We start from the raw sequence: 26,760 nt of genomic DNA on the forward strand, positions 1-26,760 counted from the left end.
GCTGCTTGGGTATCACACCTTTTTACTCGATTTTTACCGCTTTTTTGTTTAGACTGCCGCTATGAAAAAAGATCCCCACTCAAACAGCCTAATTAGTCCTGACGACATTGACTTGTTCCGTCAAAGTATCAGTGGTGCGCGTGTATTTAAACAAGACACTCACCGTTTTAGCAATAAACCTAAAGTGTCACAAGCGAAGCAATTTGCCCAGCAAAAAAAGCAACAACAGTCAGAATTTTTCTTTTCTGATGAATATGTGCCCGATATAGACACACATGGTACCGTTAATTATGTGCAACAGGGTCAGGATCGTTTTTTAGCCAAACAACTTCGTCGAGGAGATTTTATTCCTGATTTAACCCTCGACCTGCATGGCTTAAATAAAGAGATAGCCAAAGATGAACTCGCAGGGCTTATTCATGAGTGTAAAAAAAAGCATTACTATTGTGCCTGTGTTGTACACGGAATTGGCGGCCATATCCTCAGGCATAAAGTACCGCAATATTTAGTGCAACACCCCGATGTAATTGCTATGCACCAAGCTCCGCTTGAGTATGGCGGTAAAGGGGCGGTACTCATATTAATTAACTTACCGCAAAGTGATGAGTTTAGACGCTGAGCACTAGAGCCAATCAATAAGAGTCTTTTTTAGTGCATATATTTTCGATTATATTTCCGCTTATTTTTATTGTGTTATGCGGCTACATAGCAAGCCGAAGTCAGTTTTTAGAACGCATTCATATAACAGGGCTCAGTAAATTTACTTTTTACATTAGTGTACCCAGTTTTTTATTTTTAAATATGGCCCAGGCAGACCTAAAAACCAGCGTGAGCTTAAATGGCTTTTTAAGCTTTTATATTCCCGTTATTTTAATTTATTTTTTTGCGCTCATTATTGACCGCTACACTCTCTCTAAACATCCTCAATATGAACGTCACAGTGTATTTGCCCTTGGCAGTAGTTATTCAAATACCGTATTGGTGGGCTTGCCCATTATTATTGCAGCATTAGGTGAGCAAATGATGGGCATTATTTTTATGATCATCACCTTTCATAGCGCGCTATTGTTCACCCTTACCTTTTTAATTAGTGCAAACAGTACCAGTCATGTGTTTTCTTGGTCAACATTTGCCAAAAATATGCTACTCAACCCTGTCGTATTGAGTATTAGCACGGGTTTGTTGGTAAATTTAGCAGGGATTACTTTATTTGCTGATTTAACTAATGGCTTAGCGCTTTTAGCTAAACCTGCCATTGCCTGTGCGTTATTTGTTTTAGGCGCAAACTTAGCTTTTTATAAAATTAGCGATAACTGGCAAGCGGCAGCTATTGCCAGCCTGTTAAAGCTAGTTATATTGCCCGCCTTAGTATTAGTGTTAGGCTCACATGTATTTGCTATTAATGAGTCACTCTTAAAAGTACTCGTATTATTGAGCGCATCCCCCTTAGGGGTTAATGCGTACTTAATTGCATGCCAAATAAAACAACATCAAGATACGTTAGCCAGTGCGGTTGTTTTATCGACAGTTTTGAGTGTGGTGAGTTTTAGTATGTGGTTAACAATTCTACTGTAGACAAATACCTAAAAGTATTGGCATTTATCTAACAGAAAGTGGCTTAGCTAAATGCTAATATACACACTATGCATCTACATTCGCTGGTGCATTGATGGTGATATAATCACTTTTATGGCGAGTTTCATCATAACTAATTTGTGCAACAGCGCCGGTATTAAAAATAGGCATGTGCCCAGCACACAACTGATCAACCAAATAGCTCACCATAGGCATATGGGCAACCACAAGCCAAGTATCGCATTCCGGATGAAGCGCGATTAACGTTTCTAAATAATCTGCAGCAACCTGCGGGTTACCTTCAGGAATAATATCTTGGCAGGTCTCTTCAAATAAAAAGGTATTATTTTTTTTAACACCCTCAGCTGTTTGCTGCGCTCTTACATAAGGACTCACTAATAACCCCGTTGGAGCATGCTTTTTTTGTAACCACAGCCCCATTTTTTCTACCTGCTGATGGCCCAAAGGAGTCAAATTTCTACTGACATCATCAGAGTGCATCGGTATTGCTTCACCATGACGCATTATCAAGATTGTTTTCATAAAAAATCAACCAATTAAAGAATATAAAACAGTAGCCAGTTTGCTCGAATTTCCGCTATATTAATAACTCAAACCTATTTATTTTCTTAAAATAGTTCTTTCATGATGTTCAGGTAAATAGCATTGCATTCCTGAAGTTATCATCTGTTGTTAACAATTATACGTTTAGTTTCAGGAGCATCATTTGAAAATCAGCACCAATGATAACAGAGCTTACCGCACACTAACACTGGACAATGGTCTAAAAGTACTTTTAGTGCACGATCAAGACTCAGCAAAAGCTGCCGCATCCATGGCTGTTAACGCTGGTCACTTTGATGATCCGCTTGATAGACAAGGCCTAGCGCACTTTTTAGAGCATATGTTGTTTCTAGGCACTGACCTTTATCCTGAATCAGGAAGTTTTAATAATTTTGTCTCGCAGTCTGGTGGCAATACCAACGCGTGGACTGGCACAGAGCATACCTGCTATTTCTTTGATATTAATAACCATCATATTGAAACAGCATTAGCACAATTTAGTCGGTTTTTTATAGCGCCCACACTAAACCCCGCTGAAACAGAAAAAGAACGTAATGCTATTGAGGCTGAGTTTAAATTAAAAATTAAAGACGATGGCCGTCGAATTTATCAAGTGCATAAAGAAACGGTTAACCCAGAACATCCTTTTGCCAAGTTCTCAGTGGGAAACTTGCAAACATTAGCAGATAGAAAGCGCTGTATTAGTGATGAATTACGTGACTTTTTTAATAGGCATTACCAAGCTCAGTGGATGACTTTAGTGATTTGTGCCAATGAGTCATTAGATACACTTGAGGCATGGGCAACCCAGTATTTCTCCCAGATAAAGGGAGATAAACACCAATTAAAGCCACCTATAGAGGCGCCGCTTTATCGCAGCCAAGACTTGGGTAAGTTGCTTCATATTGAACCACACAAACATGTACAAAAGCTGATTATTAGCTTTGCCATGCCAAACATTGACGATTTTTATCGTCATAAAACGGTCAGCTTTATTGCGCACTTACTAGGTTATGAGGGGCAAGGCTCGTTGTATTCTGTGCTTAAAGAGCAAGGTTGGATCAATGCCCTCTCTGCAGGTGGCGGAATTAATGGCAGTAATTTTAAAGACTTTAATATTAGTATGGCGCTGACCGATGAAGGCATTGAATACTACGAAGATATTATTGAAATGGTGTTTGAATACATTTGTTTAATTAATAACAACACCAGCAAATTACCTCGCCTATATCAAGATAAGCAAAAACTATTACAAATCGCATTTGATAACCAAGAAAAGTCTCGCCTAATTGATTGGGTCAGTAATTTAAGTATTAACATGCAACATTACGATGAAGTTAATTACTTACAGGGTGACTATTTAATGGAGGGCTTTAAAGCCAGCACGCATGAAATGGCTATGCAGTGGTTAACTCCGCACAACATGCGTTTAGTGCTTATTCATCCTGATGTAGAGCCTGAACACACAGCTGCTTGGTATAACACCCCCTATAAAATTGAAAAATTGTCGCTACATTGGCTCGAAGCACTTGCACAGATTAGCCAGCCACAAAGTGAAATGCTATTGCCCACGGCTAATCCTTATTTAGCTAAAGATGTCATTTTATATCCGGTTGAATCACAGCAACGACATCCAACATTACTGGTAAAAGAAGCAGGCTTTGACTTTTGGTTTAAACAAGACGCCACCTTTAGAGTCGCCAAAGGGCATTTTTATTTAGCCATGGACTCTGACTTTGCAGTAAAAGATGTGAAACATATGGCACTGACGCGGTTATTTTCAGATTTATTCATGGACAGTGTTGGCGAACAGTTTTACCCAGCGGAACTTGCGGGCTTAAGTTATCACTTAACCTCTCATCAAGGTGGCTTAACGCTTCACACTGCGGGGCTTTCTTCAAGCCAACTCGAATTAGTCGATCAGCTGATTGATGCACTATTTAACGTAAAAATTTGCGCCAAACGCTTTGCAGAATATAAAAAGCAATTAGTTAGACACTGGCGTAATAGCAATCAAAACAAACCCGTTAGTGAGCTATTTAGTATTTTAGGCGCTAAAATAATGCCGTGGAATCCTCAGCCTGACGAGTTAGCAAATGCACTCAAAGACACCTGTTTCCATCAGTTTAATGAATTTAGACAAGCGTTTTTTAATGCCCTTCATGTTGAGTCTTTTTTACATGGTAATTGGCAGCAAAATGATGCGCTTGAGTTTCAAAAGAAGGTCGCCCAGCACCTTAAAAAATCAGCCGTTATCGACGATTTAAAGCGCCCACTTTATGAAATTACTAAAGTGACCCGCTACGAGCTTGAACTTGCCTGCAGCGATAATGCCATGGTGATTTACTACCAAGCACAAAGCGATGACGTTATTGAAAAAGTGAAAATGATGGCGCTAAATCATTTAATTAATCAAGATTACTTTAATGAACTCAGAACCACGCAACAACTCGGTTATTTAGTAGGCGCAGGATACGCTCCTTTTAATACCCGTGCTGGTATTGCCTTTTATATACAATCACCAAAATTTGAGCCCACCACGTTACTGCACAGGCATAATTTATTTATTAGCCAGTATTTAGCAACAATTAATGAACTAACAGAACAAGACTGGCTGCAACAAAAACATGGATTAACAACCCATATTGCTGAAAAAGACAAAAATTTGCGTTTACGTTCACAACGTTTATGGCTTGCTATAGGTAATGGCGATCATCGGTTTAATATGCAGCAACGCCTGCTGGATTCTTTAAACGCATTAACGCTTGAAGATTTAAAAGCCTACGCCGCTGAAATTTTTAATGCAGATCGCCCAAGATATGAGCTTTTAAGTGCCAAATCTGTGAATTTGTCTGAGAAACTACCACTTTATTCGCATTCTCTTTGACTCTTGCTCGCGCTTGATTTAGATTGTCTTTTGTTAATAAGAAGTAAGACAATGAAAAAAATAAAAATAATAAAATACATTCTATTGTTGGCCTCTTTGGCCACAGCCTACTCAGCGAGTGCATTCGAGTCATCGTTTAACTTGAATTTAAATGCGTTGGTCGTGAGCGTGTGCGCAATAATGTCGTTAGTTGTGGTTTATTTGTTAACTATTGTTCACTCACTCAAGCGTTCACACTCTCAATTACAGCTTTCTGAAAAACGATTAAAAAGTACCGTAGAAGGCAGTGGTGATACTCTATGGGATTGGAATATCAAAACCGGTAAAGTTATTCGTATCAATGACAAATACGTGATGAATAGTAATAACCTAGTAGAATTTCCACCGAATAAAAGCTTGATCCACCCCCGCGATTTAACCCATGTTGATTACCTACTAAAAAAACACTTTGCCGAAGAAAGTACTTTTTTTGAAGCAACTTATCGTATTAAAGACAGCTTTGGTAAATGGCACTGGGTGCTCGACCGCGGAAAAATCATTGAAAAAGACGCTAACCTAAGCCCACTGCGAATGACTGGCACAGTCAGAGATATCTCGCAGTTAAAATCAACGGAAGATCGACTTAACTTATTTGCAAAATGTGTTGAGTCACTCACTGATGCGCTGGCCATTTATGATAAAGATTTTAGGCTTGTGGATATTAATCCCAGCTTTTTAACTTTGTTTGGCGGCGTACGCGAGCAATACCTAAAGAAAGAGTTTCATTTAGCCGGTTACGACAAAAGCTATATAGAATCCATAAAAAATACCGTTAGAAAGCACGAACATATTCAAGAAGAAGTAAAGCTTCGCAATAGCGATCATGCTCTGCTGCCATTTGAAATTTCAATAGATGAAATTAAAAACGCACAAAATCAAATAACCAATTATGTGGTGGTGTATTCAGATTTAACCGAACGTAAAAAAACCGAATCTGAACTGAATAATTTATCAAACCGAGATCGCACCACCAGCTTACCTAACCGTAATTTGTTTTTTTCTGACTTACAAAAACTCGCAAAGCAGCACTCTCATCATGCATTACTCGTATTTGATTTAGATAACTTTAAAAAGATAAACGACTCATTAGGCCATCAATTAGGTGATAGTTTACTGGCAAAGCTTGCTATGCGTTTAAATAAGCTCACCCGTGAAAATGACGTATTTTACCGCCTTGGCGGCGATGAATTTGCGCTAGTTATGTCAAACACCAACGATATTCTCACTATCACTCGCATGGCTAAACAGTTTTTGGCGGCCATAGCTACACCATTTAAAATGGCAGGCCATGAACTTGCTATCACCTCAAGCGTTGGTATAGTGTTGTTCCCCGAAGATGGTAACACCCCCGAAATACTATTAAAGAACGCCGATACTGCGATGTATCATGCTAAAAAGAAAGGCAATAGCTACCTGTTCTTTAATGACACCATGAACCGCCAAGCAGTAAAACGACTGCAAATAGAAAACCTAATGCGCTTTGGCTTAAAAGAAGATCATTTTGAGGTGTATTACCAGCCTAAAATGAATATTCGTACTGGTAAGCTTGCTGGAATGGAAGCGTTGGTACGTTTTATTACCCCGAAAAAGGGGGTTATTAGCCCAGGGGTATTTATTCCAATTGCCGAAGAAACAGGGCAAATTATTGAAATTGGTGAAGTAGTTTTAAACAAAGCTTGTCGCGATGTAAAACAGTGGTTAGATGCAGGCTTATTTAATGCCCGTGTTGCTGTTAACTTATCAGCAAAACAATTTAGCCTACCCGATCTAACCTCGCGCATAGATGTGATTTTACAAAAAAATGAACTGCCTTCGTACTTTTTAGAGCTTGAGATAACTGAAGGCACCGTAATGGACGATCCACAAGAAGCCATTGCGATTATGCGCTCTTTAAGTGCCCGCGGAATTCACTTAGCAATGGATGACTTTGGTACCGGCTATTCATCACTTGCGTATTTAAAGCAGTTTCCACTCAATACGCTTAAGGTAGATAAAGCCTTTATCGATGATATGAAGACTGAACGTGGCCGCAATATGGTGGACTCTATCGTCACTATTGCGCATAACCTTGATTTGCATGTAGTTGCCGAAGGGGTGGAGCAAGCGTCACAAATAAGCATACTTGAAGAGCTAAACTGTGAAACACTGCAGGGTTATTACTACTCTAAACCACTCTCAAAAGATGAATTTACTGCGTTTTTAAAACAACAACAAAGCCAATCAAAACTCAGTTTAATTAGAGCGACCAGTTAAGCACGCCATAGACACGCATTTACACCTATATTGCGTATCAATGCACGTCGATAATGTATATTAAACAAGCACCAAGCAACAGGACCAAACACGCCACCTAAAAATAACCAGCGTTTAACAGGCATGCCCTTTTTAATGGTTTCTAAATACATAAGCGCTATAAATACACCGCTAAGCAAAATAAATAACACCACCACCTCAACCAGCTCAAAAATAAGGCGCGTATAATAGCGTTAAATTGGCTAAATTTGAAGCAACGCATGCTGCTAATCAGCAATAATGCTGAATCAATTTGAGGGGCAAATCAGACACAAAAAAGCCGAGCAACTTAAATACTCGGCTAATCATCATAGATTTATAGCGGCTTACTTGTCAGCACGGCCCATAAACTTATGCTCTGCAGTATTAATACGGATGCGATCGCCCGTAGAAATATGCTCTGGCACTTGAATAGTTAAGCCGGTTGATAAACGAGCAGGCTTTGAACGCGCGCTGGCTGAAGCACCTTTAATTGAAGGGTCGGTTTCCTCAACTACAAGCTCAACACTTGAAGGAAGATCAAGCCCAACTGGCGCACCATCAATCACAATAACATGCACGCCTTGGGTCTCTTCGTTAACAAACTGAATCTCTTCAGCTATCGCGTCTTTAGCCAAGTTGTAAGGCGTGTAGTCTTCATTATCCATAAAGACATACTCATCGCCATCAATGTACGACAGCATCGCTTCACGACGGGTTAAATCTGCAAGGTTAAGCATGTCGCTGTCTTTAAATGTTTCGTCAACTTTGCTACCCGTGACCACATCGTATAAACGCATACGGTATAAACTACCACCGGCACGACCTTGTGGTACAGAACGTACGATATCTTTTACTACTAATACACGGCCATTAAAGTCAATAGCCGTCCCTTTTTTAACATCACTTGCCTTTGGCATGGGTGAATTCCTATTGTTTTTTTGATTGCGAGAAACATACCACGAAACTGATTTTGTTCAACAATAAAGTGATATGATTAGCTTCTTACTTCGTACTGACTCATAAATCTGTAATTTAGACTTAAACTCGTGTTATCTAGTGGCAAAAAGCTGCTATGGTTAAGTTATCGATTATGACCTCAAGGAATGGCTCATGAACCAACAAACTGTACATACCTATTTAATGAACAAGCCGTTAGTTAAACTAACCCAGCCTTTTGCTAAAGATGTTGATGTGTATAAAGTAAATCATAAAATGTTTGCCACTCTTGCACTTAGCAATGAGGGTGAAACCGACGAAAATGGCGAACCTATTTGGTGGCTAAACTTAAAGTGCGATCCTGATGAGGCGCAATCATTACGAGATATTTTCCCTGCCGTTATTCCTGGTTATCATATGAATAAACGCCTTTGGAATACCGTGATTTTAGATGGCTCAGTACCACAGGGTGAAATTGAGCGTATGATTGATAACTCGTTTAATTTGGTGGTCGACAACATGCCTGATAAAGATAAAAAGGCCATTGAAGCGTTACTGTAAATAAGCGTCCAGACGCAACTTTTACCAATTCGATTGATTAAGTATTATTGTTGATTATCGAACACAAAAAAGCCGCATAATTTGCGGCTTTTTTACGTTAACTTAAAACATTAATCTTTGTGTTCAGTCATCTCATTTGGAGTGTCAGTTGATTTATCATCACCTTGCGCTAACTCCACTTCAGCTTTATTAGCGGCTGTTGTGTAAAACTTATCGCCCTTGTCAGCCATTGTGAGTAAAGTATCACAAGGTGTAAAAATAGCGTTGCTGTTAGCCAGAGTAGACATATCAGAGCTTATTTTACCTGCGCCTAATTTATCCATATAGCTAAACGGGCCACCTAAGAACGGTGGGAAACCAATACCAAAAATAGCACCAATATCACCATCACGCGGGCTGGCAATAATACCGTCATCTAAACAGCGAACGGCCTCATTAAGCATTTGTGAGATACAACGCTTAGCAATTTCGTTTTTATTTAAACGTGGAGCTGGGGTTACACCTAGTAGCTCATAGACTGACTCATCAACCTTTTTGCCTTTCTTGTCGTATTCATAAAAACCACGACCCGTTTTACGGCCTAAGCGTTTTGAATCAATCATGCGCGAGAAAGCATCTGGGCCTTTAAAACGCTCACCGAGTTCTTTTTCAAGAATTGGCGCGATTTTAGAACCAATATCAATACCGACTTCATCAAGCAGTGCCAACGGCCCTACTGGAAAACCAAACTCAACTAAGGCTGCGTCAATTTTTTCAATTGGCTCACCGGCAAGCATTAAGTTTGCCGCCTCATTCAGGTATGGCGCTAAAATACGGTTAACGTAAAAACCGGCCATGTCTTTTACCACAATTGGCGTTTTACCTTGCTTACGCGCAAAGTTAACTACACGAGCAATCGTTTCTTTTGAGGTGCCTTCGTGAGGAATAATTTCTACCAGTGGCATTTTTTCTACTGGTGAGAAATAATGTAAACCAATTACATTTTCAGGACGCGCTGCTTTAGCTGCAATTTGCGAAATAGGTAATGACGAAGTATTACTTGCGAAAATAGTATTCGCTTGGCAATGCTGCTCTACATCAGCAACCATACCTTGCTTAAGCTCTAAATCTTCAAATACGGCTTCTATCACTAAATCTATGTGTTTAAAACCGCTGTAATCGGTAGTGCCGGTAATACGGTTCATCGTTAACTGCATATCGGCTTTAGACATAATACGGCGTTTAAGACGCTTATCTAAAATTTTGTATGTGTAGTTCATGGCATTACTTATGCCCTGCTCTGCCACATCTTTAATACGGACCGGCAATTTAGCTTTGACCGCACTCACATGGGCAATACCTGCGCCCATTAAGCCACCACCTAACACGGCAGTTTTACTAATCGCGGGAGCATCATCATTGCGCCATTCTTTTTTCATTTCAGTGGTTGCAAAGAAAATGCCGCGCAGTGCTTTAGACTCATCACTCATTACCAATGTGGCAAAACCTTCTGCTTCGGTTTTATACGCTTTCATTTCATCAAGCTCTACGCTTGCACGTACCGCTTTAATAATTGCAAGCGGCGCAGGGTAATGACCACCGGTTTTTTTAAGAACGTTTTCTTTAGCTTTTTTAAAGATAAAGTTACGACCAAATGGGTTTGACTCTAATAGCTGACTGATCTTATCAAGTTTAGGCTCTTTAGCTTGTGGCTTTTTCTTTGCCGCAAACTCTTTGGCCACTTTTAGCAGTACGCTTTGTGGTACACAATCATCCAATACACCGGCTTTTTTAGCTTGTTTAGGACGAATTTGTTTTCCGGTTAGCATCCACTCAAGGGCTTTTTGAATGCCCACGATTTTAGTTAAGCGCTGTGTACCACCACCGCCAGGTAATAAACCTAGTTGTACTTCTGGTAAACCAATTTTAGTTAAATCGCTATCTGTACCTACGCGGTAATCACAGGCTAAAGCAAATTCTAAACCGCCACCAAGCGCTGCGCCATGTATAGCACTAACTGTGGTGTACGGAAGCTTTTTCATATCAAAAAATGCTTGATGGCATAATTCGCTAATAGCTAATGCATCTTCACGCTTTTGCACGCTGTCTAGCATTTTAACATCGGCACCAGCAATAAAGTTATCGCTTTTACCACTAATAAATACCATACCTTTAACTGCGTGCTCTTTAGCTTGTGCTAATAATGCTTTTAAATCATCAGCAAAGCTATCTCGCAGGGTATTCATTTTCTCACCCGGCACATCAATGGTCACTACGGCTATTTTGTTATCATCAACCGTTAAATTAAATACTGAATCTGTCATTACGCACTCTCCAATACAAAGGCTGCACCTAAACCACCCGCAGCACAGGCAGTCGTTAACGCTAAACCACCGCCACGACGCTTAAGCTCGTATAAACTTTGTGTAATTAAACGCGCGCCGGTTGCCGCAAATGGATGACCATATGCAAGCGAGCCGCCGTTCACGTTAAACTTATCCATGTTAATTTCACCTATGGCTTTATTACGCCCTAAGTGCTCTTGTGCAAATTTATCTGAAGCAAACATTTTCATATTCGCTAAGGTTTGCGATGCAAACGCTTCGTGCATTTCAATTAGATCTAAATCGGCTAACGTAATACCTGCTCTATCAAGTGCGATAGGCGTTGAGTGAGCCGGCCCCATTAGCATGTCTTTTTCTACGCCAATGGCTGAAAACGCAAAACTGCGTACGTAGCCTAAAATTTCGTAACCCAATGCTTTTGCTTTGCTTTCGCTCATCATTAACACTGCGGCTGCGCCATCGGTTAATGGGGTTGCATTGGCTGCAGTGACTGAGCCGTGTTGACGGTCAAATACCGGCTTAAGCTTGGCATAACCTTCAACCGTTGAGTTTTTACGAATATTGTTATCTTCTTCAATAAAGCTTTTATAAGGCGGTAAATGAGCCGTCATTACTTCATCTTTAAGCTTGCCATCAGCCCAGGCTTGAGTTGCCAGTGAGTGAGAACGATGCGCTAAGGCATCTTGATCTTCACGGCTAATGTTGTGGGTTTTAGCCATTTGCTCGGCTGTTTGTCCCATTGATAAACCCGTTGAGTACTCAGCAACCGCTGGCGGCACTGGCAATAAATCTTTTAAACGTAGTTTTGAGAATATTTTTAAACGCTGACCAAGCGTACGTGCTTTGTTTAAATCAACTAAGCTACCCGCTAATTTTTTACTTACACCAATTGGCAATACAGATGATGAATCGGCACCACCGGCAATACCTACGCTTACAGAGCCTGCCATAATTGATTCGGCAACGTTTGCTATCGCTTGAAAACTCGTCGCACAAGCACGCGATACAGAGTACGCATCAACCGATACTGGCATCCCAGTACCCAATACAATTTCACGCGCAATATTTGGCGCTTCTGGCATTTGTACTACTTGCCCAAAAACCAATTGATCGATTTCTGACTTGTCGAAATTTAATCGCTCAAGCATTTCATTAACTACTAACTTACCCATATCCAACGCTGGTACATGGTGGAACGCAGTCGCTTGCTTAGCAAAAGGAGTACGTAAGCCGCTTACGATGGCAATACGGTCGCCTTTTGGTGTTTTAAGTATGTTTTGCTCAGACATTTATTATTCTCTCCCGCTGACAGGTCAGACCTGTATGTTTTCTCCGATTCTAAACAACCCGTGTGATAAAGCCAATAGATAAAGGTAAATTAATACAAAAGCGCCATTGTAAATCACTACATACATTGTATGAGGGTAATACAATAGGCTTTTTTAGCTGGTTTTACAAAGTTTTATGTTAGGCTAAAAAATCGTTAAAAAATAACGAACTATTTTTAAAAAATCAGTCTAACTCTTGAGTTATCCACTTATAAACCTTATAACTAGCTCAGTATTTGTTACCTAACCAATTTAGGTATTATTTAAGCTGACGAGGACAGTCCACTTATTATGGCAGCTAACGCATTTTCACAATTAAAAACGTATTTAGACACCCAAATTATTGGCCAGCCTGCGCTCACTCAAGCACTATTAATTGCTATTTTAGCCGATGGTCATTTATTAGTTGAAGGCCCACCGGGGCTTGCAAAAACACGCGCTGTTAATGCCTTAGCAAAAGGTATTGAAGGCTCGTTTCAGCGTGTTCAGTTTACCCCAGATTTATTACCAGCCGATGTGACCGGCACCGATATTTATCGCCAACAAACCAGTGAGTTTGTGTTTGAAAAAGGCCCTTTATTTCATAATCTCATTTTAGCGGACGAAATAAACCGAGCACCAGCAAAAGTACAATCGGCATTATTAGAAGCAATGGCCGAGCGCCAAGTCACGGTAGGCAAAAACACCTATCCACTCAGTGACCTGTTTTTAGTGATGGCAACACAAAATCCGCTTGAGCAAGAAGGTACTTACCCGCTACCAGAAGCGCAATTAGACCGTTTTTTAATGCACCTAAGTATTAATTACCCAGGTGCTGAGCATGAGCTTGATATTTTACGTTTGACCCGTGGTGAAGCACTTAATGATGAAGCCCCAGTGCTTGAGCAAATTTCACAACCCGATTTGTTTGCTGCGCGAAAAGCAATTTTAGGTCTGTATTTGGCCGAGCCATTAGAGCAGTACCTAGTGCAACTGATCATAGCCACTCGAGAAGGTGCAAACTTAGATGAACAACTTGGCCGCTGGATTGAATACGGCGCCAGCCCACGTGCCACGATTGCTTTGGATAAATGTGCCCGCGCTCATGCGTGGTTAAGTGGTCGTGATTTTGTATCACCTGACGATATACAAGCTGTGGTACATAATGTATTGCGCCATCGCATTATTCTAAGTTACGAAGCACAAGCCGATGGTATTACAAAAGATCAGGTTATTAGCCGTATTGTTGAACTAGTCGCAGTACCTTAAGTTATGCAAACACACGTTGATTCTCAGGCATGGCTTAAATTAAGCCATAGCCATGGTGTTAATTTATCGCTTAAAGAGCTGATGTATTATAAAGCAAAAGCGCAACTGCTTGAGCTGGCACCTAAAGTTAGAATAAAAAACACCTTGGCGGGGCAATACCTTGCGCCCCACAAAGGCCGGGGTATGGAATTTGCCGAAGTGCGTCATTATCAAAACGGTGACGATATACGCTCTATTGATTGGCGCGTTACCGCGCGCACAGGCGAAACCCACACTAAACTTTTTCAAGAGGAAAAAGAGCGCCCGGTATTTGTGTTTACTGACTTTTCAAACTCAATGCTATTTGGCTCGCAATTACTGTTAAAATCGGTGCAAGCAGCACATATTAGCGCCTTAGTTGCGTGGTCAGCGTGTCAGCGTAGCGACAGAATTGGCGGTATTGTGTTTAATCAGCACTCGCATTTAGAGCTAAAACCCAGCGCTCGTGAAAAAGCGGTATTAAAACTATGCCATAATTTATGCGATGCGCATCAGCTGGCTCTTGAGAACATTGATAAGCCGGCCGCGAATAATTTTAGCGATAACCTCAAACGTTTAAATCACTTAGCTAAGCCCGGTAGTTTGGTTTATATCGTGTCTGATTTTAACGCCTTGGATGACGCCAGCTTCAAGCAACTGGAACTTTTGGCGCGTCATTGCGAACTGATTGGGTGTCATATTAGCGACCCCTTTGAACATCAATTACCTGCTTTTAAACAAACGGTAACCGTCAGTGCTAATAATCAGCAATTTGCCCTGCCCTTAATGGACAAGAGCTTTAGACAACGATTTGCCAAAAATGCCGAGCACGCATTTAGCGCGCGCATTAATCGCTTAACAAAGTCTGGACTCACCCTATTATCATTTGATGCAGCCACTGCGCTGGAACTGCAATTAGTGAGAAAATAAATCATGCAAACCTCTCCACTTGATGGTCTACACGATATTATTGCTCCCACCCAAGTCGACTGGTGGCCACTCGCTCCTGCTTGGTGGGTTGTTATTGCAATTGCTGTGTGTTTATTGTGTAGCTTAATTGTCATTATTTATAAAAATTATCGCTTTAAAAAGCCAAAACGTGATGCCATTGCATTAGCTAATCAACAACAGTCAGCGCAGCAATTGCATGTCATTTTAAAGCGTTTAGTGATCACCTATTACGATCCGCGTTTGGCCGCGCAATCAACAACGCATTGGTGCAACACATTAAACCAACTTTCAGCTATTGGCTTTACAGAAGAAGAAATTTTAAGCCTATATAACGCTAATCAAACACAGGCAGCCCTCAGTGATAAATTTCGCCAAGCCATTAAACAATTTAAACTAAAGGAGCCGCTGCATGTTTGAATTTAGCTGGCCATGGCTGTTTTTATTACTGCCGCTGCCTTTAGTATTGTTACTATTAAAACCCGCCGCCAATGATGCCAACACGCGTCTGCGCATCCCAAGTTTTGCATCACATAATTTAAGCAATCAAAGCATAGAGCCAAGTGCGCGTAAATTGAATATTATCGAGTGGTTGCTGTGGTTATTATTAGTGACCGCATCAGCAAATCCAACGTGGTTAGATGAGCCCATATCGCTACCCAACGAAGGCCGCGATATAATGCTCGCTGTGGATTTATCAGGGTCAATGACCGAACAAGACATGGCTTACAATGGCCAATATGTTGACCGTTTAACCATGGTTAAAGCAGTGCTAAGTGACTTTATAGAGCAGCGCCAAGGCGACAGACTCGGCCTTATACTGTTTGGTGATACCGCTTTTTTACAAACCCCATTGACGCGTGATGTAAAAACCGTCAGCAAAATGCTCTCTGAGGCGCAAATTGGTTTAGTAGGACGCGCCACGGCGATTGGTGACGCTTTAGGCTTATCGGTAAAACGCTTTGCCAGTAAAAAAGAAAGTAACCGTATTGTGGTGTTGCTTACAGATGGACAAAACACCGCGGGAAATTTAAACCCAGAAGATGCGCTGTTACTTGCCCGTGAAGAAGGCATAAAAGTGTATACCATTGGAGTCGGTTCAGATAACCCGCGCGGCTTTAGTTTATTTAATATGGGCTCTGGGGGCAGTAACCTAGATGAGGGCTTATTGAAAAAAATTGCTGAGCAAACAGGCGGTCTGTATTTTAGAGCAAAAGATGTGGCTGGCCTGCAACAGATTTACGCTGAGCTTGATAAGCTTGAACCAATTAGTGCCGATGAGCAAACCTTTCGCCCACAAACAGCCTTGTTCTATTATCCGTTATTACTGGCCATTTTACTCATAAGTACAATGGCATTGATAAAAACGGTGCGCGCAATGAAGGAGCCAAACTAATGGATTTTGAATTTATTCGTCCTGCTATTTTATGGCTGTTACTCCCTGCCTCAGGGTTATTTTTTATCGCCTTACTAAAACATAAAAAAACCCAGTCAGCGCCACTTATTGCGCCGCACTTGGCATCATTTGTAATGAGTGAATCAAACAATAAAGCTCGCCAGCCGCTTTGGCTGGTTGCGTTATTTTGCAATTTAGCGATTATATTTAGTGCAGGGCCAAGCTTTGAAGAGAAACAAGTACCCGTGTTTCAAAGTAAAAGTGCCCGCGTTATTGTCATGGATATGTCCTACTCTATGTATAGCACCGACATTGCTCCCAATCGATTAATGCAATCACGTTTTAAAGCCCTCGATATGGTTGAGCTATTCAAAGAAGGCGATACCGCGTTAGTGGCTTACGCAGGCACTGCCTATACCATTTCACCACTGACCAACGACGCTAAGACTCTTGCCAACCTTATTCCTAGTTTAAGCCCTGAAATTATGCCAGATAAAGGCTCAAACGTACTCGCTGGCTTAGATATGGCACAAGAGCTACTAAGCCAAGCCGGCTACCTCGATGGCGATATTATTTTGATCACCGATGGTATTGAGCAACAACAGCAAAGCGATGTAAGCCGTTTTACCAACAGTAGTCAATATCGACTTAATATTTACGGCGTAGGCACCGCACAAGGAGCCCCTATAAAGTTACCTGAAGGCGGGTTTTTAAAAGATAATTATGGTCAAATTGTGGTGCCAACCCTCAATGCATCTTTACTTGAAGGACTTGCAAAAAATAGCGGTGGGCAGTTTGCCGATTATCAGCCAAGCAATAGCGATATTGCCGTTTTTTCACCGCAAGCAAACAGTGAAGTATTAAAAAGTGAAAAACCAAATTTAGCCTTATGGCGAATTGACGCCGGTATTTATGGTTTGCTTATTTTACTGCCTTTAGCTTTGTATTTATTTAGACGTTCTGCATTAGTTAGCGCAGTACTATTACTTAGCTTTTTACCTCAACAAAATGCGCATGCCGCAGAGCTGCCAACCCTGTTTAAAAATACGGATCAACGGGCATTAGAGGCATACAACAACAAAGAGTATCAACAAGCAGCTCAGGCTCGCTCAAGCGCCCTCAAAGGGGCTGCACTGTATCAGCAAGGGCAATTTGATGCTGCCTTGAATGAGTTTAGCCAAGATAAGTCAGCAACCGGTTATTATAACTATGGCAACGCCTTGGCTAAAGCAGGACAATTAGAGGCTGCCATTGACGCGTATAAACAAGCGCAAGTAAAGCAAGATAACTTTAGTGAAGCCGCTGAGAATCAAGCGCTTGTTGAGCAGTTACTGAATCAACAGCAAGACCAAGAAAATCAGCAAGGCAATGATTCGCAAAATCAAGATGAGCAAAGTCAAGATGATGCAGATAAATCAAAACAAGATCAGCAAAAAAATGGCGAGAAAAACAACGCAGATAAAAGCGAAGAGGACAGCCAAAATAGTGAGCAACAGCAATCAGATCAGTCCTCGGAACAATCAAAAGATGAACAACGCCAATCTGGTGAGCAATCAGACAAACAGAATGAGCCTGATATGCAAGCTCAGTCACAAAGCCAACAAAATGAAAATAAAGACGAAAATAAACCGCAGCAAGATGAGCCGCAAAATCAACCTAATGAAATGAGTGAGCAACCGCCCTCTGATGAGCAAAAACAGCAGGCACAGCAACAAGCCATGCAAGCACAAGCCGCTGAGCTCACTAATGAAGAAAAAGAAAAAGCACAGCAACTAAATCAGTTATTAAGAAAAGTGCCCGACGATCCCGCTATTTTATTAAGAAACAAAATGCAATTAGAAGCCCAAAAAAGACAATATCAACGCCGTCCAACAGGAGTAGAAAAATCATGGTAATGCGATTATTTTGCTGTTTATTGCTATTAACTGCCATGCCATTAATGGCCGCCACCACTTTGGAGGCAAGCGTTGATAAAAACCCAGTATTAGCGGGTGAATTTTTTATGCTTAATATTAGCATTGATGATTCAATAAAAGGGCAACAACCCGACACCTCAGCATTATTAAAAGATTTTGTAGTCGGCCCTATGAGCTTAAGTAGCCGCACTAACATTATTAATGGCAGTATAAAAAAACAAACCTCTTGGTCTGTTAAACTAATGACCCGCAATGCGGGTGAATACACCATTCCCAGTTTTAGTGTTGCAGGGCTAAACTCGCAACCAATTAGTTTATCGGTTAAAGAGCGCAGCAGCGACGCAGATAAAAATAACGATATATTTTTAAAAACCTCGCTCTCAAACAACAGCTTATTTGTACAAGAGGCTGGCGTTTACACCATTAAGCTTTACTTAGCCAAAGAGCTTCTTGATGGCAGCTTAAGTGCGCCAAGTATGGAAGATGCCCAACTTACCCAACTCGGTAAACAAAGCGAAGATTATGAACTGGTTAACGGTAAACGTTATTTAGTGATCACCCGTAATTATTTAATTCAGCCCCAAAAAAGTGGCGCCTACACTATTGCAGCTCCCGTTTTTCAGGGGCGTATTCAGCAAAACTATCGCCAATTGGAAGTGTCAGCGCTTGGCGATGAGCAGCAAATTGAAATTAAACCTATCCCTGAAAACTATCAAGGAGACTGGTTACCCAGTGAACTGGTGAGCTTAACCGAGCAATGGCAGCCAGAGGATAATACCGTTGAAGCCGGTACGCCGATAACTCGTACAATTATGCTCACCGCGCTAGGGGTGACTAAAGAGCAGTTACCCGAAATTGATATGCCTACTATTAATGGTATTCGCAGCTACCCTGATGAAAAAGAAACCAATAATGCGGTACGTGATGGTCGAGTGGTATCACAGCAAAGCGCCTCATTTGCGCTATTGCCACAAACACCTGGCACTTACACATTGCCTGAAATTAGCTTGCCTTGGTATAACACCAAAATAAATCGAATTAGTTATGCGACCTTACCTGAGCGTACTATTACAGTAACACCCAGTACAACAGCGCCAGTGCAAACGCTTAATCCGCCAGCTGAAAACAACCTAAATAACACTATGGCAGAGTCAACGGAGCAAGCAGTTACAGTGCAACAGCAAACTGTCACACCACTGTGGCTAATTATTGTGGCCTCGCTTGGTTATGTTTTATGGATTGCGACGGTGATTTTTTACTTTATTAAACGCCCAGCTAAAGAAGTGCAACAAGCGGCTCAAACAACTAATAAAACAAATCAACAACCATCTTTAAAAGCCCTGCTGGTATTAGCTAAAAGCCATGACGAAAAAGCATTTTACGATGCGCTTAATCAGTATGCGCTAACCCTTACAGGTAAAAAGGTAGGGGCGCTATCCCATTTATGCGCTATGATAAACAACTCAGAGTTCACCGCGCAGGTAAACAATTTACAAGCACAGTTGTACAGTAATCAAACGGCTAGCGCCAACTTAGACGCTATAGTTAGCATGTTAAAGGCACATCAATCGCAAACAGCTAAGCCTTCATCACCTGCGTTAAAAGAGCTGTATTCTTGATCTCAATTGTATTTTGCTTTTTTGACCTATAATAATTTTAACTAAAAAGTGCTTATGTTTGGAAATAAAAAATCGAATGATCGGGTCTTACTAAATATGGCTGAAAAACAACAACGCTACGAAGCCCTGGTTCACGTTTATCATAAGGAACTCTATCGCTTCGCTTACTGGTTATGTAACGATCCGAATATTGCAGATGACTTAGTGCAAGAAACCTTTTTACGTGCTTGGCGCTCGCTTGACTCGTTACTCGATCAAAAAGCAGCTAAGCCATGGTTGCTAACAATTTTAAGACGCGAAAATGCAAGGCGCTTTGAGCGCAAGCAATTTGATTACAGTGATGTAGATAACGACACGCTAGTGGATCAAACCAGTCATTCTTTAGATGATGAAATGGAGCAAACCGTTATTCAACGGCAAATTTCGTTGTTGGCCGATGAATACAAAGAGCCGCTACTATTACAAGTGGTTATGGGCTGCTCTGGGGATGAAATTGCAGACATACTCGATTTAAACAAAAATACGGTTATGACACGTTTATTTCGAGCAAAAAATCAACTTAAAGAGGCACTAAGCCGTGATGATGAACAACTTAAAGGGGCATCAAAATAATGGATGAACTTGAGTTTCGTCGCCGCACGATTGCACAGCCAAACGAGCTAGACAAAGAACTACTGGAATTTGCAAACAGCAGTCCCGATAGACAACAATTTTTAAATGAAAACAAAACATTTGATAAGCAACTCAATGATGCGCTTGATATTCCTGTGCCTGACAACCTTGCTGAACGGATTATTTTAAACACCTCGTTAAAAGAAAAAGCCAGAAAAGATGAGCTTGAACAAAAAAACAACGTTATTGATTCACGCTCACGCTTTAAGTTTGACCGTGTATATTTGGCGTTCGCTGCTTCATTTGTGATTGCGGTAAGTGCGTTTATGTTTAGCTCAGAGCAAAATTTGAATCATGCGGCTGGCGAGCATGCATTGGCGCATGTTTATCATGAACTTAACGCGTTAAATAAAACTCAACCTATCAGCTTACAAACAGTCAATGAAAAGCTGGCTTTACTTGGCGGTCAACTTAATGATTTACCTGGGAAAGTTACTTATGTTAACTTTTGCGATTTTCAAGGCGAGAAAGGCATCCATTTAGTGTTTGAATCGGACTTTGGCCCTATGACCGTGTTTATTGTCCCTAGTGATAACAAAGTCTTTGAAATTGGCTCGGGTGACTTTAGTGACTCTCGCTACGTAGGCCATATAAGCCGAGGAAAACAAGCTGATACTGTACTAATAGCAAGCCTAGGCTCACCGGTTGATATGTATAATGAACGTATTGCAGGCGCTATTCGCTGGCTGTAATACCAATTTGTATAAATATTTGAACAATTTAACGAGTTAAACTCCCTTATATCTAAGCAGATTGATATAAGGGGATGGGTATTACAAACAATAAAAAAACCGCAACGAGTGTGCGGTTTTTTTATTGCTAATAAGCTAAAACTTATTATTGGTTACTTACATACATCAGCAACAGCGTTAGCAAAGTAATCGATGTTTGCTTGACTAATTCCCGCTACGTTTACACGGCTAGAGCCCACAATATAAATACCGTAGTCTTTTTGTAGACGCTCGATTTGCTCTTTATTAATACCTAAGAAAGAGAACATACCGTGTTGGCGGTCTATAAATGAGAAGTCTTGAGCAATGTCTTTGGCTGCAAGGCTGTCTTTAATTAAACTACGTAAACCATTAATACGGTTACGCATTTCATCAAGTTCACTGTGCCATAACTGCGTTAACTCTGTGCTGCTTAAAATGGTGTTTACAATGTCTGCACCGTGCGCTGGCGGCATAGAATAAATGCTACGTACCACACTTAATAATACCGAGTTTGAAATATCAGCGGTTGCACTGTCTTTTGCAATAATTGAACACGCACCAATACGCTCACGGTATAAGCCAAAGTTTTTAGAACATGATGAACAAATGATCAACTCTTCAACCGCATTGGCTAAAATACGTAAACCATTCGCATCTTCTTCTAAAGAAGAACCAAAACCTTGGTATGCAATATCAATTAATGGCGTAAAGCCCACATCTTTTGCAAGTTCAGCAATAGTATTCCATTGTGTTTCGTTTAAATCCATACCACTTGGGTTGTGACAACATGCATGTAATAACACAACATCGCCCTTAGGCACCTGTGTTAATGTTTCAACCATTTCATCAAACAATAAATCTTTGTTTTCGTAGTCGTAGTATGGGTATTCTTTAACAGTTAAGCCTGCAGCTTCAAATAAGCTAATGTGGTTAGCCCACGTTGGGTTGGTAACCCATACAGTAGCGCCTGGGTTACAACGTACAATAAATTCTGCTGCAACACGAAGTGCGCCTGTACCACCAGGTGCTTGTGCTGTGCGTACGCGATTAGCTAATAATGCCGGGTGCTCACCAAGAAGAAGATTTTCCATTTGTTGACAGTAATCTAAGTTACCAGCAAGACCAATGTAAGATTTGCTCATTTCATTTTCTAAACGAAACGCTTCTGCTTTTTTTACTGACTTTAATACCGGGGTATTCCCCTGCTCGTCTTTATATACACCAACCCCTAAGTCAATCTTATTAGGGTTAGTATCTTGCTTATAGGCCGCCATAAGGCCAAGAATAGGGTCTGTTGGTAATGGTTTTAATACTGAGAACATTGACTATCTCTTCGTTATTTAGGGGTTAGCTGTTGCGCTAAGCTTAACATAAAAACTCACTCGATTGACCAGTGTTATTTACACTAAAAAGTGAGGAATTTTAATACAGCATGCAATTAATAACGCGAGTGTCGCATTATCAAAAAAATCCGTGCTAAAGGCTTCGCCATCGACAATGCCAATGCACTGCTTTTGCGCATTAAATAGTGGTAAACAGGCCTCTGCTTTTACTTTCGGATCGCAGGTGTAATACTCACCACCCGCGGCTAAATATTGCTCAACATTATTAATGACACGTCCTTTACCACTGAGTGCCACTTGCACATTATTACTGCCGGTTGCAAATTCAGCGGTGAGCGGAAATAAAGGGCGACTCGGTGCACCAAAATAAGCGAGCTTTAATAACTGCTCGCCTTCAAGGGTGGCCGTATTTTGATAGATGCCATACCAATCTAACTGGGTGTTTTCGATTACATAGTCAACAATCAACTGAAGTTGCGCTAACTTTGCCGTTGTTTGCGTATTTTGGCTAACGTAATCGTTTAAATTAAACGGCTCATCTTGCAAGTAGCCGAATAAACTACATGCGCCACCTTCACCGAGTTCTGGAATTTGATACTGCCAACGCACGGCCGGTGCAGCATTGCTATTTAAGTACTGCTCAAGCTTTTCTAGCTCAGCATTAATTAACTGTTGCTCTACATTAAGCTGAGCTTGCTCTAAATAAGAATTTATCATTTGGCCATCCATACATCTATAATGCCGAAATAGTAGCATGGATATTTTTATAGCGCTAGCCAATTTAAAGCGCTTTTTAAAATCCTTAAGCACTTTTATTCATAAGCACTATTGCGGTACTTAAACAGAGGATGTTTATCTTTGCGGGATTAAAAGGTGTTTAGCTTAGGCGCAAAAATTACGCCTTTGCGTCACAAATTTGTTATTATTTAGCCCAATATTAGATTCAATCTTAGATAGGTTAATTATGAGTGATAATCACTTAGTGTATTCAACAGCAACAGGGCGAATTGACCAGCCAAAGCCAGAAAAAGAACTGGATGTAAAACTATTTAAAGACGGGTCTATTCGCATAGAGCGTCAAACCAAAGGTCGAAAAGGTAAAGGCGTAATGCTAGTTGTAGGATTAGATCCCCAACAGCACGATTTAAAAAAGTTAGCAAAAACAATAAAAAGTAAGATGGGCCAAGGTGGCGCAGTAAAAGAAGGAGTTATTGAAGTACAAGGTGATGATCGCGATAAGTTAAAGGCGATTTTAGAAGGATTAAAGTTTAAGGTAAAAATTGCGGGTGGTTAACCCGCAATTTTTGTTCTATTCAGGGACTTTTAACGCAGCTAATTGATCAAACAACACAGGGATATCGGCTTCGGCTACGGGCTTACTAAAGTAATAGCCTTGCACAATAAAACAATTATTGTTTTGTAAAAATTCAACTTGCTCTATTGTTTCAACCCCTTCAGCAACCACATCAAGCTTGAGCTTTTGTGCCATCGCAATAATCGCAGCGGTGATCTCCATATCATTATCATCTTCAGGGATATCTTTAACAAACGAGCGGTCAATTTTAAGAATATCAACAGGAAAACGTTTAAGGTAACTCAACGAAGAATAGCCCGTACCAAAATCGTCAATAGAAATTGAAATACCCAGCTTTTTCAATTGATGTAGCTGATCAATAGCCGCCTCAACATTACCCATTAGCATGCTCTCAGTCAGTTCAAGGTGCAGACTTTTAGCATTAATTTGCGTCTCTATGATTATTTTTTTCAGCATAGGTACTAAGCTTGCGTCTTTAAACTGCCTTGCTGACAGGTTTATCGACATGTTGCTCGCTCTACCTTGTTGCTCTAGTCGTTTAGTAAACTCACACGCTTGTTGTAATACCCACTTACCAAGTTCCACAATTAAACCCGTTGCCTCAGCAATAGGAATAAATTTAGTAGGTGGAATGAATCCCTGCGTAGGATGGAACCAGCGAAGCAATGCTTCATATCCCACTACACTATTATCGCGACAATCAACTTGTGGCTGATAATGCAGTGTGAGTTGCTTTTCTTTAATTGCATGGCGCAACTCATTTTCAAGGAATAATCGCTCATTGGCGGCTGCATTTAGATCTTGGCTATAAAAGTGGAACGTATTACGCCCTTTCGCTTTTGCTTCATACATGGCTAAATCAGCATGTTTTAATAACTGATCTTCTTCTAAGCTATCAAATGGCGCCAAGGTAATACCAATACTGGCACTAACAATCACTTCGTTACTACCTAATTTTATTGGCTGATTTAACGTTTTTTGAATGGTGTCAGCGACTTCCGATGCTTCTTTTTGATGCTCAATACCACTGAGTAATACCGCAAACTCATCACCGCCTAAACGGGCTATAGTATCTTCTGCTCGTAAGCGCTGCTTTAAGCGTGTTGCCACTTCAACCAATAGTTGATCGCCTGCATCATGACCTAAAGTATCGTTAATACGCTTAAATTCATCCAGATCAAAATAAAATAAAGCAAACGAGTAACGCCCTCTTTCAGCAAGCGCCATCGACTTTCTAAGCTGCATTCTAAAGAATGTACGATTAGCAAGCCCGGTTAATGTGTCGAAGTAAGCGAGCTGTTCCATTTTGCGTTGGCTTTCTTTTACAAATGAAATATCTTGCGCTGAAGCAACGTAACTGGTGATTTTTCCACCATCTTCACGAATAGGTGACACACTCAGCGATACCCATATGGGTGGCTTGTTTTGCGCTTCAATAAGGGTATCCCCTCGCCAGTAATTACGGTTGCGCAAATCAATGTCAATGTCCTCTACCAGCATGGTCATTTCATTAGCAATAATAGTCAGAAGTGGCTGGCGCAAGAAATCACTTTCTGCAAAGTCGGTCATTTCCAGCATTTTTGGATTAACATATTCAATCACAAAGTTTTCATCAGTGATCACCACACCCGTGCCCGAGAAGGCAACCGCTTTAGACAAGCGATTTGCAGCCTTTTCTGCAATTTCTTTTTCTATTATGCGCTGGTTTAAGCCATCGATGAGTTTGCGGATTTCAATGGTCATATCTTTGAATGAACCATTAAGCGTGCCAATTTCATCTTTATTTTCTTTTGGAAAATCAATTTCTAACTGGCCTTTACCAAAGTTAGTAACCGCATAAACCAATGAATGCAGGCGTCTTAAAACTAGTTGATAAAGTGCTTGGTGTAATAACAAAGCAACTAAAATGGCATACAGAATAAACAAGCCAAAAAACTTCAGTTTTAAGTCTTTCAGTGCCGATAGTGTAGAAGAGCGCTTTTTATATACGCCCACGTACCAATTTACACCTTCAACTTTATGGATATTTATAATGTAGTCTTCATCATTTAATGAAAACGAGTCGGCATATTCCGGCAATTGTATTTGCCCTGCATTATCAATAACTCGCTTTAGCTCAGGAGAAATAAAATCGCCAGGTAGCAACTTTTTTCCCGCCTCTCCGTATTGGGTATAACTATCGGCTCCTAAATTAGGGTGCGCCAATAGCTGCCCTTGCTTGTCGAACACCACTAAATGTTTTTCTTTTCCGCCGACGGGCAATTGCGATATGAGAGAGTCGAGAGAAATATCACTACCCGTAACGCCTAAAAACTCATCATTTTTATAAATAGGTACAATTAAACTAACGACCCACTTATTCCAAACGCCATCGTAATACACTCGTGACCACAGCGGCTCGCGTTGTGGGTTTGTTAACGATTTTGCGTAATTAAAACTTTTGCTTTGATTAAAGGTGTAATCTCCGGGGACATTAAGTGCCCAATTTGGTGGCGCAACACGGATAAAATTATCTTTGGTGATCAGGTAAAAATTATAAAAATCTTGAATTAACGTGGGGGAAATCACTTTCCAAAGCGATTCAGAATCTGCAATTAACTGTTTATAAAAAGGAGAATAAGCATTTTCGGGAATGAACGCCGCAGATAAGCCATCGGCAGATGCGCTGCGCACTGAACCATCATTGGTGACTTGCATAGTCGGGGCATTGTTATTCTTAAATGATAATTGCCCCTCAAATAACTGCTCGCTAACAACAATATTAGCTTGCTCAGCTATTTTAACTTTGGTCGCTATCAAATTATTAAACTGGTTTATTAATAATTCATTTGATTGCTTTAATACCTCATGCTCTTCAAATACAAGCTGTTTCTCTTCTGATTTGAGCATTAAAGCAGCCGCACAAATACCTGCAACTAAACAAATGCCAGAGATCAACAGTGATAACTTGACACTGAGTGAGTTTATTCCAAATCGAGATGGAGGGCGTCGATACACAAAAGGCCAACCTTATTTATAATTATTATTTTTGCGAGTAGTAGAAATATACCAGATCTCAAATCAGAATTATAAATTATTTGTAAA

At 40.7% G+C, this 26,760-nt stretch carries 22 protein-coding genes; 14 read left to right on the top strand and 8 right to left on the bottom strand.

What is annotated here, in order from left to right; translation table 11 throughout:
- Positions 1–61: 61 nt before the first annotated feature.
- Together smrB and A9479_RS14325 are read left to right on the top strand one after the other, a co-directional pair.
- Positions 62–619 carry an endonuclease SmrB gene (gene smrB / locus A9479_RS14320; protein WP_016899440.1) on the top strand — a complete coding sequence of 186 codons (558 nt, stop codon included), beginning with the start codon at positions 62–64 and terminating at the stop codon, positions 617–619.
- A gap of 32 nt (positions 620–651) precedes the next feature.
- Positions 652–1,575 carry an AEC family transporter gene (locus A9479_RS14325; protein WP_028835366.1) on the top strand — a complete coding sequence of 308 codons (924 nt, stop codon included), beginning with the start codon at positions 652–654 and terminating at the stop codon, positions 1,573–1,575.
- A gap of 66 nt (positions 1,576–1,641) precedes the next feature.
- Here the strand turns inward: A9479_RS14325 and sixA are convergent, their stop codons facing one another.
- Positions 1,642–2,118, bottom strand: a complete 477-nt coding sequence (gene sixA / locus A9479_RS14330; RefSeq protein ID WP_024602806.1) for a phosphohistidine phosphatase SixA — start codon at positions 2,116–2,118, stop codon at positions 1,642–1,644.
- Positions 2,119–2,302: 184 nt separating this feature from the next.
- Here sixA and A9479_RS14335 point away from each other — a divergent pair, with 184 nt between their 5' ends.
- Together A9479_RS14335 and A9479_RS14340 are read left to right on the top strand one after the other, a co-directional pair.
- On the top strand, positions 2,303–5,026 hold the full coding sequence (locus tag A9479_RS14335; RefSeq protein ID WP_033103871.1) for an insulinase family protein: 2,724 nt from the start codon (positions 2,303–2,305) through the stop codon (positions 5,024–5,026).
- 51 nt (positions 5,027–5,077) lie between these two features.
- The gene (locus A9479_RS14340) at positions 5,078–7,318 is read left to right on the top strand and encodes an EAL domain-containing protein (protein WP_033103870.1); all 2,241 of its coding nucleotides are present in this window, start codon (positions 5,078–5,080) and stop codon (positions 7,316–7,318) included.
- Here the strand turns inward: A9479_RS14340 and A9479_RS14345 are convergent.
- The gene (locus A9479_RS14345; RefSeq protein ID WP_138686387.1) at positions 7,315–7,509 is read right to left on the bottom strand and encodes a hypothetical protein; all 195 of its coding nucleotides are present in this window, start codon (positions 7,507–7,509) and stop codon (positions 7,315–7,317) included. The genes A9479_RS14340 and A9479_RS14345 overlap by 4 nt on opposite strands.
- Positions 7,510–7,683: 174 nt before the next feature.
- Complete coding sequence (gene yeiP, locus A9479_RS14350) at positions 7,684–8,256, bottom strand: elongation factor P-like protein YeiP (protein WP_024602810.1); 573 nt, start codon at positions 8,254–8,256, stop codon at positions 7,684–7,686.
- Positions 8,257–8,449: 193 nt separating this feature from the next.
- On the opposite strand from yeiP, the gene A9479_RS14355 reads away from it, so the two are divergent.
- Entirely contained in the window at positions 8,450–8,836 is a 387-nt protein-coding gene (locus A9479_RS14355) for an MmcQ/YjbR family DNA-binding protein (RefSeq protein WP_013464512.1), read from the top strand.
- Between the two features lie 110 nt (positions 8,837–8,946).
- Here A9479_RS14355 and fadJ read toward each other — a convergent pair whose 3' ends face one another.
- Positions 8,947–11,139: a fatty acid oxidation complex subunit alpha FadJ gene (gene fadJ, locus A9479_RS14360; RefSeq protein WP_064663782.1), complete on the bottom strand. Its 2,193-nt coding sequence runs from the start codon at positions 11,137–11,139 to the stop codon at positions 8,947–8,949.
- A complete protein-coding gene (fadI, locus tag A9479_RS14365) occupies positions 11,139–12,449 on the bottom strand; it encodes an acetyl-CoA C-acyltransferase FadI (RefSeq protein WP_013464510.1) in 1,311 nt (436 codons plus the stop codon). Before fadI ends, fadJ begins: the two co-directional genes overlap by 1 nt.
- Positions 12,450–12,779: 330 nt before the next feature.
- Between fadI and A9479_RS14370 the strand changes: the two genes are divergently transcribed.
- The 8 genes from A9479_RS14370 to A9479_RS14405 are packed head-to-tail and all read left to right on the top strand — an operon-like array spanning position 12,780 to position 20,997.
- Positions 12,780–13,736, top strand: a complete 957-nt coding sequence (locus tag A9479_RS14370; RefSeq protein WP_013464508.1) for a MoxR family ATPase — start codon at positions 12,780–12,782, stop codon at positions 13,734–13,736.
- 3 nt (positions 13,737–13,739) lie between these two features.
- Positions 13,740–14,684 carry a DUF58 domain-containing protein gene (locus A9479_RS14375; protein ID WP_033103862.1) on the top strand — a complete coding sequence of 315 codons (945 nt, stop codon included), beginning with the start codon at positions 13,740–13,742 and terminating at the stop codon, positions 14,682–14,684.
- Positions 14,685–14,687: 3 nt separating this feature from the next.
- Complete coding sequence (locus A9479_RS14380; protein WP_013464506.1) at positions 14,688–15,122, top strand: DUF4381 domain-containing protein; 435 nt, start codon at positions 14,688–14,690, stop codon at positions 15,120–15,122.
- The gene (locus tag A9479_RS14385) at positions 15,115–16,098 is read left to right on the top strand and encodes a VWA domain-containing protein (protein WP_064663783.1); all 984 of its coding nucleotides are present in this window, start codon (positions 15,115–15,117) and stop codon (positions 16,096–16,098) included. Before A9479_RS14380 ends, A9479_RS14385 begins: the two co-directional genes overlap by 8 nt.
- Entirely contained in the window at positions 16,098–17,993 is a 1,896-nt protein-coding gene (locus A9479_RS14390; protein ID WP_064663784.1) for a VWA domain-containing protein, read from the top strand. Before A9479_RS14385 ends, A9479_RS14390 begins: the two co-directional genes overlap by 1 nt.
- A complete protein-coding gene (locus A9479_RS14395; protein WP_064663785.1) occupies positions 17,987–19,633 on the top strand; it encodes a BatD family protein in 1,647 nt (548 codons plus the stop codon). The genes A9479_RS14390 and A9479_RS14395 overlap by 7 nt, the downstream gene beginning before the upstream one ends.
- Before the next feature lie 54 nt (positions 19,634–19,687).
- Positions 19,688–20,245 (top strand): sigma-70 family RNA polymerase sigma factor, encoded by a 558-nt coding sequence (locus A9479_RS14400; RefSeq protein ID WP_013464502.1) that lies wholly within the window; start codon positions 19,688–19,690, stop codon positions 20,243–20,245.
- Entirely contained in the window at positions 20,245–20,997 is a 753-nt protein-coding gene (locus tag A9479_RS14405; protein WP_064663786.1) for a DUF3379 family protein, read from the top strand. Before A9479_RS14400 ends, A9479_RS14405 begins: the two co-directional genes overlap by 1 nt.
- Positions 20,998–21,149: 152 nt before the next feature.
- On the opposite strand, the gene A9479_RS14410 is transcribed toward A9479_RS14405, so the two are convergent.
- Together A9479_RS14410 and A9479_RS14415 are read right to left on the bottom strand one after the other, a co-directional pair.
- Positions 21,150–22,340: an amino acid aminotransferase gene (locus tag A9479_RS14410; RefSeq protein ID WP_008464755.1), complete on the bottom strand. Its 1,191-nt coding sequence runs from the start codon at positions 22,338–22,340 to the stop codon at positions 21,150–21,152.
- Positions 22,341–22,418: 78 nt separating this feature from the next.
- Positions 22,419–23,078: a GAF domain-containing protein gene (locus A9479_RS14415; RefSeq protein WP_064663787.1), complete on the bottom strand. Its 660-nt coding sequence runs from the start codon at positions 23,076–23,078 to the stop codon at positions 22,419–22,421.
- 247 nt (positions 23,079–23,325) lie between these two features.
- Here A9479_RS14415 and A9479_RS14420 point away from each other — a divergent pair, with 247 nt between their 5' ends.
- Positions 23,326–23,655, top strand: coding sequence for a translation initiation factor (locus A9479_RS14420; RefSeq protein WP_008464752.1), 330 nt, complete (start codon positions 23,326–23,328; stop codon positions 23,653–23,655).
- A 15-nt stretch (positions 23,656–23,670) separates the two neighbouring features.
- Here A9479_RS14420 and A9479_RS14425 read toward each other — a convergent pair whose 3' ends face one another.
- Positions 23,671–26,673 carry an EAL domain-containing protein gene (locus tag A9479_RS14425; RefSeq protein WP_064663788.1) on the bottom strand — a complete coding sequence of 1,001 codons (3,003 nt, stop codon included), beginning with the start codon at positions 26,671–26,673 and terminating at the stop codon, positions 23,671–23,673.
- Between the last annotated feature and the right edge of the window lie 87 nt (positions 26,674–26,760).

Source organism: Pseudoalteromonas sp. MQS005 (assembly GCF_001661605.1).
Lineage (GTDB): Bacteria > Pseudomonadota > Gammaproteobacteria > Enterobacterales > Alteromonadaceae > Pseudoalteromonas > Pseudoalteromonas tetraodonis.

What these genes read in the sequence shown, in the direction of transcription:
- A9479_RS14415 (WP_064663787.1), bottom strand. Translation starts at nt 23,078, where the DNA reads ATGATAAATTCTTATTTAGAGCAAGCTCAGCTTAATGTAGAGCAACAG.
- A9479_RS14410 (WP_008464755.1), bottom strand. Translation starts at nt 22,340, where the DNA reads ATGTTCTCAGTATTAAAACCATTACCAACAGACCCTATTCTTGGCCTT.
- A9479_RS14400 (WP_013464502.1), top strand. Translation starts at nt 19,688, where the DNA reads ATGTTTGGAAATAAAAAATCGAATGATCGGGTCTTACTAAATATGGCT.
- fadI (WP_013464510.1), bottom strand. Translation starts at nt 12,449, where the DNA reads ATGTCTGAGCAAAACATACTTAAAACACCAAAAGGCGACCGTATTGCC.
- A9479_RS14390 (WP_064663784.1), top strand. Translation starts at nt 16,098, where the DNA reads ATGGATTTTGAATTTATTCGTCCTGCTATTTTATGGCTGTTACTCCCT.
- A9479_RS14375 (WP_033103862.1), top strand. Translation starts at nt 13,740, where the DNA reads ATGCAAACACACGTTGATTCTCAGGCATGGCTTAAATTAAGCCATAGC.
- yeiP (WP_024602810.1), bottom strand. Translation starts at nt 8,256, where the DNA reads ATGCCAAAGGCAAGTGATGTTAAAAAAGGGACGGCTATTGACTTTAAT.
- sixA (WP_024602806.1), bottom strand. Translation starts at nt 2,118, where the DNA reads ATGAAAACAATCTTGATAATGCGTCATGGTGAAGCAATACCGATGCAC.
- A9479_RS14380 (WP_013464506.1), top strand. Translation starts at nt 14,688, where the DNA reads ATGCAAACCTCTCCACTTGATGGTCTACACGATATTATTGCTCCCACC.
- A9479_RS14395 (WP_064663785.1), top strand. Translation starts at nt 17,987, where the DNA reads ATGGTAATGCGATTATTTTGCTGTTTATTGCTATTAACTGCCATGCCA.
- A9479_RS14385 (WP_064663783.1), top strand. Translation starts at nt 15,115, where the DNA reads ATGTTTGAATTTAGCTGGCCATGGCTGTTTTTATTACTGCCGCTGCCT.
- smrB (WP_016899440.1), top strand. Translation starts at nt 62, where the DNA reads ATGAAAAAAGATCCCCACTCAAACAGCCTAATTAGTCCTGACGACATT.
- fadJ (WP_064663782.1), bottom strand. Translation starts at nt 11,139, where the DNA reads ATGACAGATTCAGTATTTAATTTAACGGTTGATGATAACAAAATAGCC.
- A9479_RS14355 (WP_013464512.1), top strand. Translation starts at nt 8,450, where the DNA reads ATGAACCAACAAACTGTACATACCTATTTAATGAACAAGCCGTTAGTT.
- A9479_RS14340 (WP_033103870.1), top strand. Translation starts at nt 5,078, where the DNA reads ATGAAAAAAATAAAAATAATAAAATACATTCTATTGTTGGCCTCTTTG.
- A9479_RS14405 (WP_064663786.1), top strand. Translation starts at nt 20,245, where the DNA reads ATGGATGAACTTGAGTTTCGTCGCCGCACGATTGCACAGCCAAACGAG.
- A9479_RS14420 (WP_008464752.1), top strand. Translation starts at nt 23,326, where the DNA reads ATGAGTGATAATCACTTAGTGTATTCAACAGCAACAGGGCGAATTGAC.
- A9479_RS14370 (WP_013464508.1), top strand. Translation starts at nt 12,780, where the DNA reads ATGGCAGCTAACGCATTTTCACAATTAAAAACGTATTTAGACACCCAA.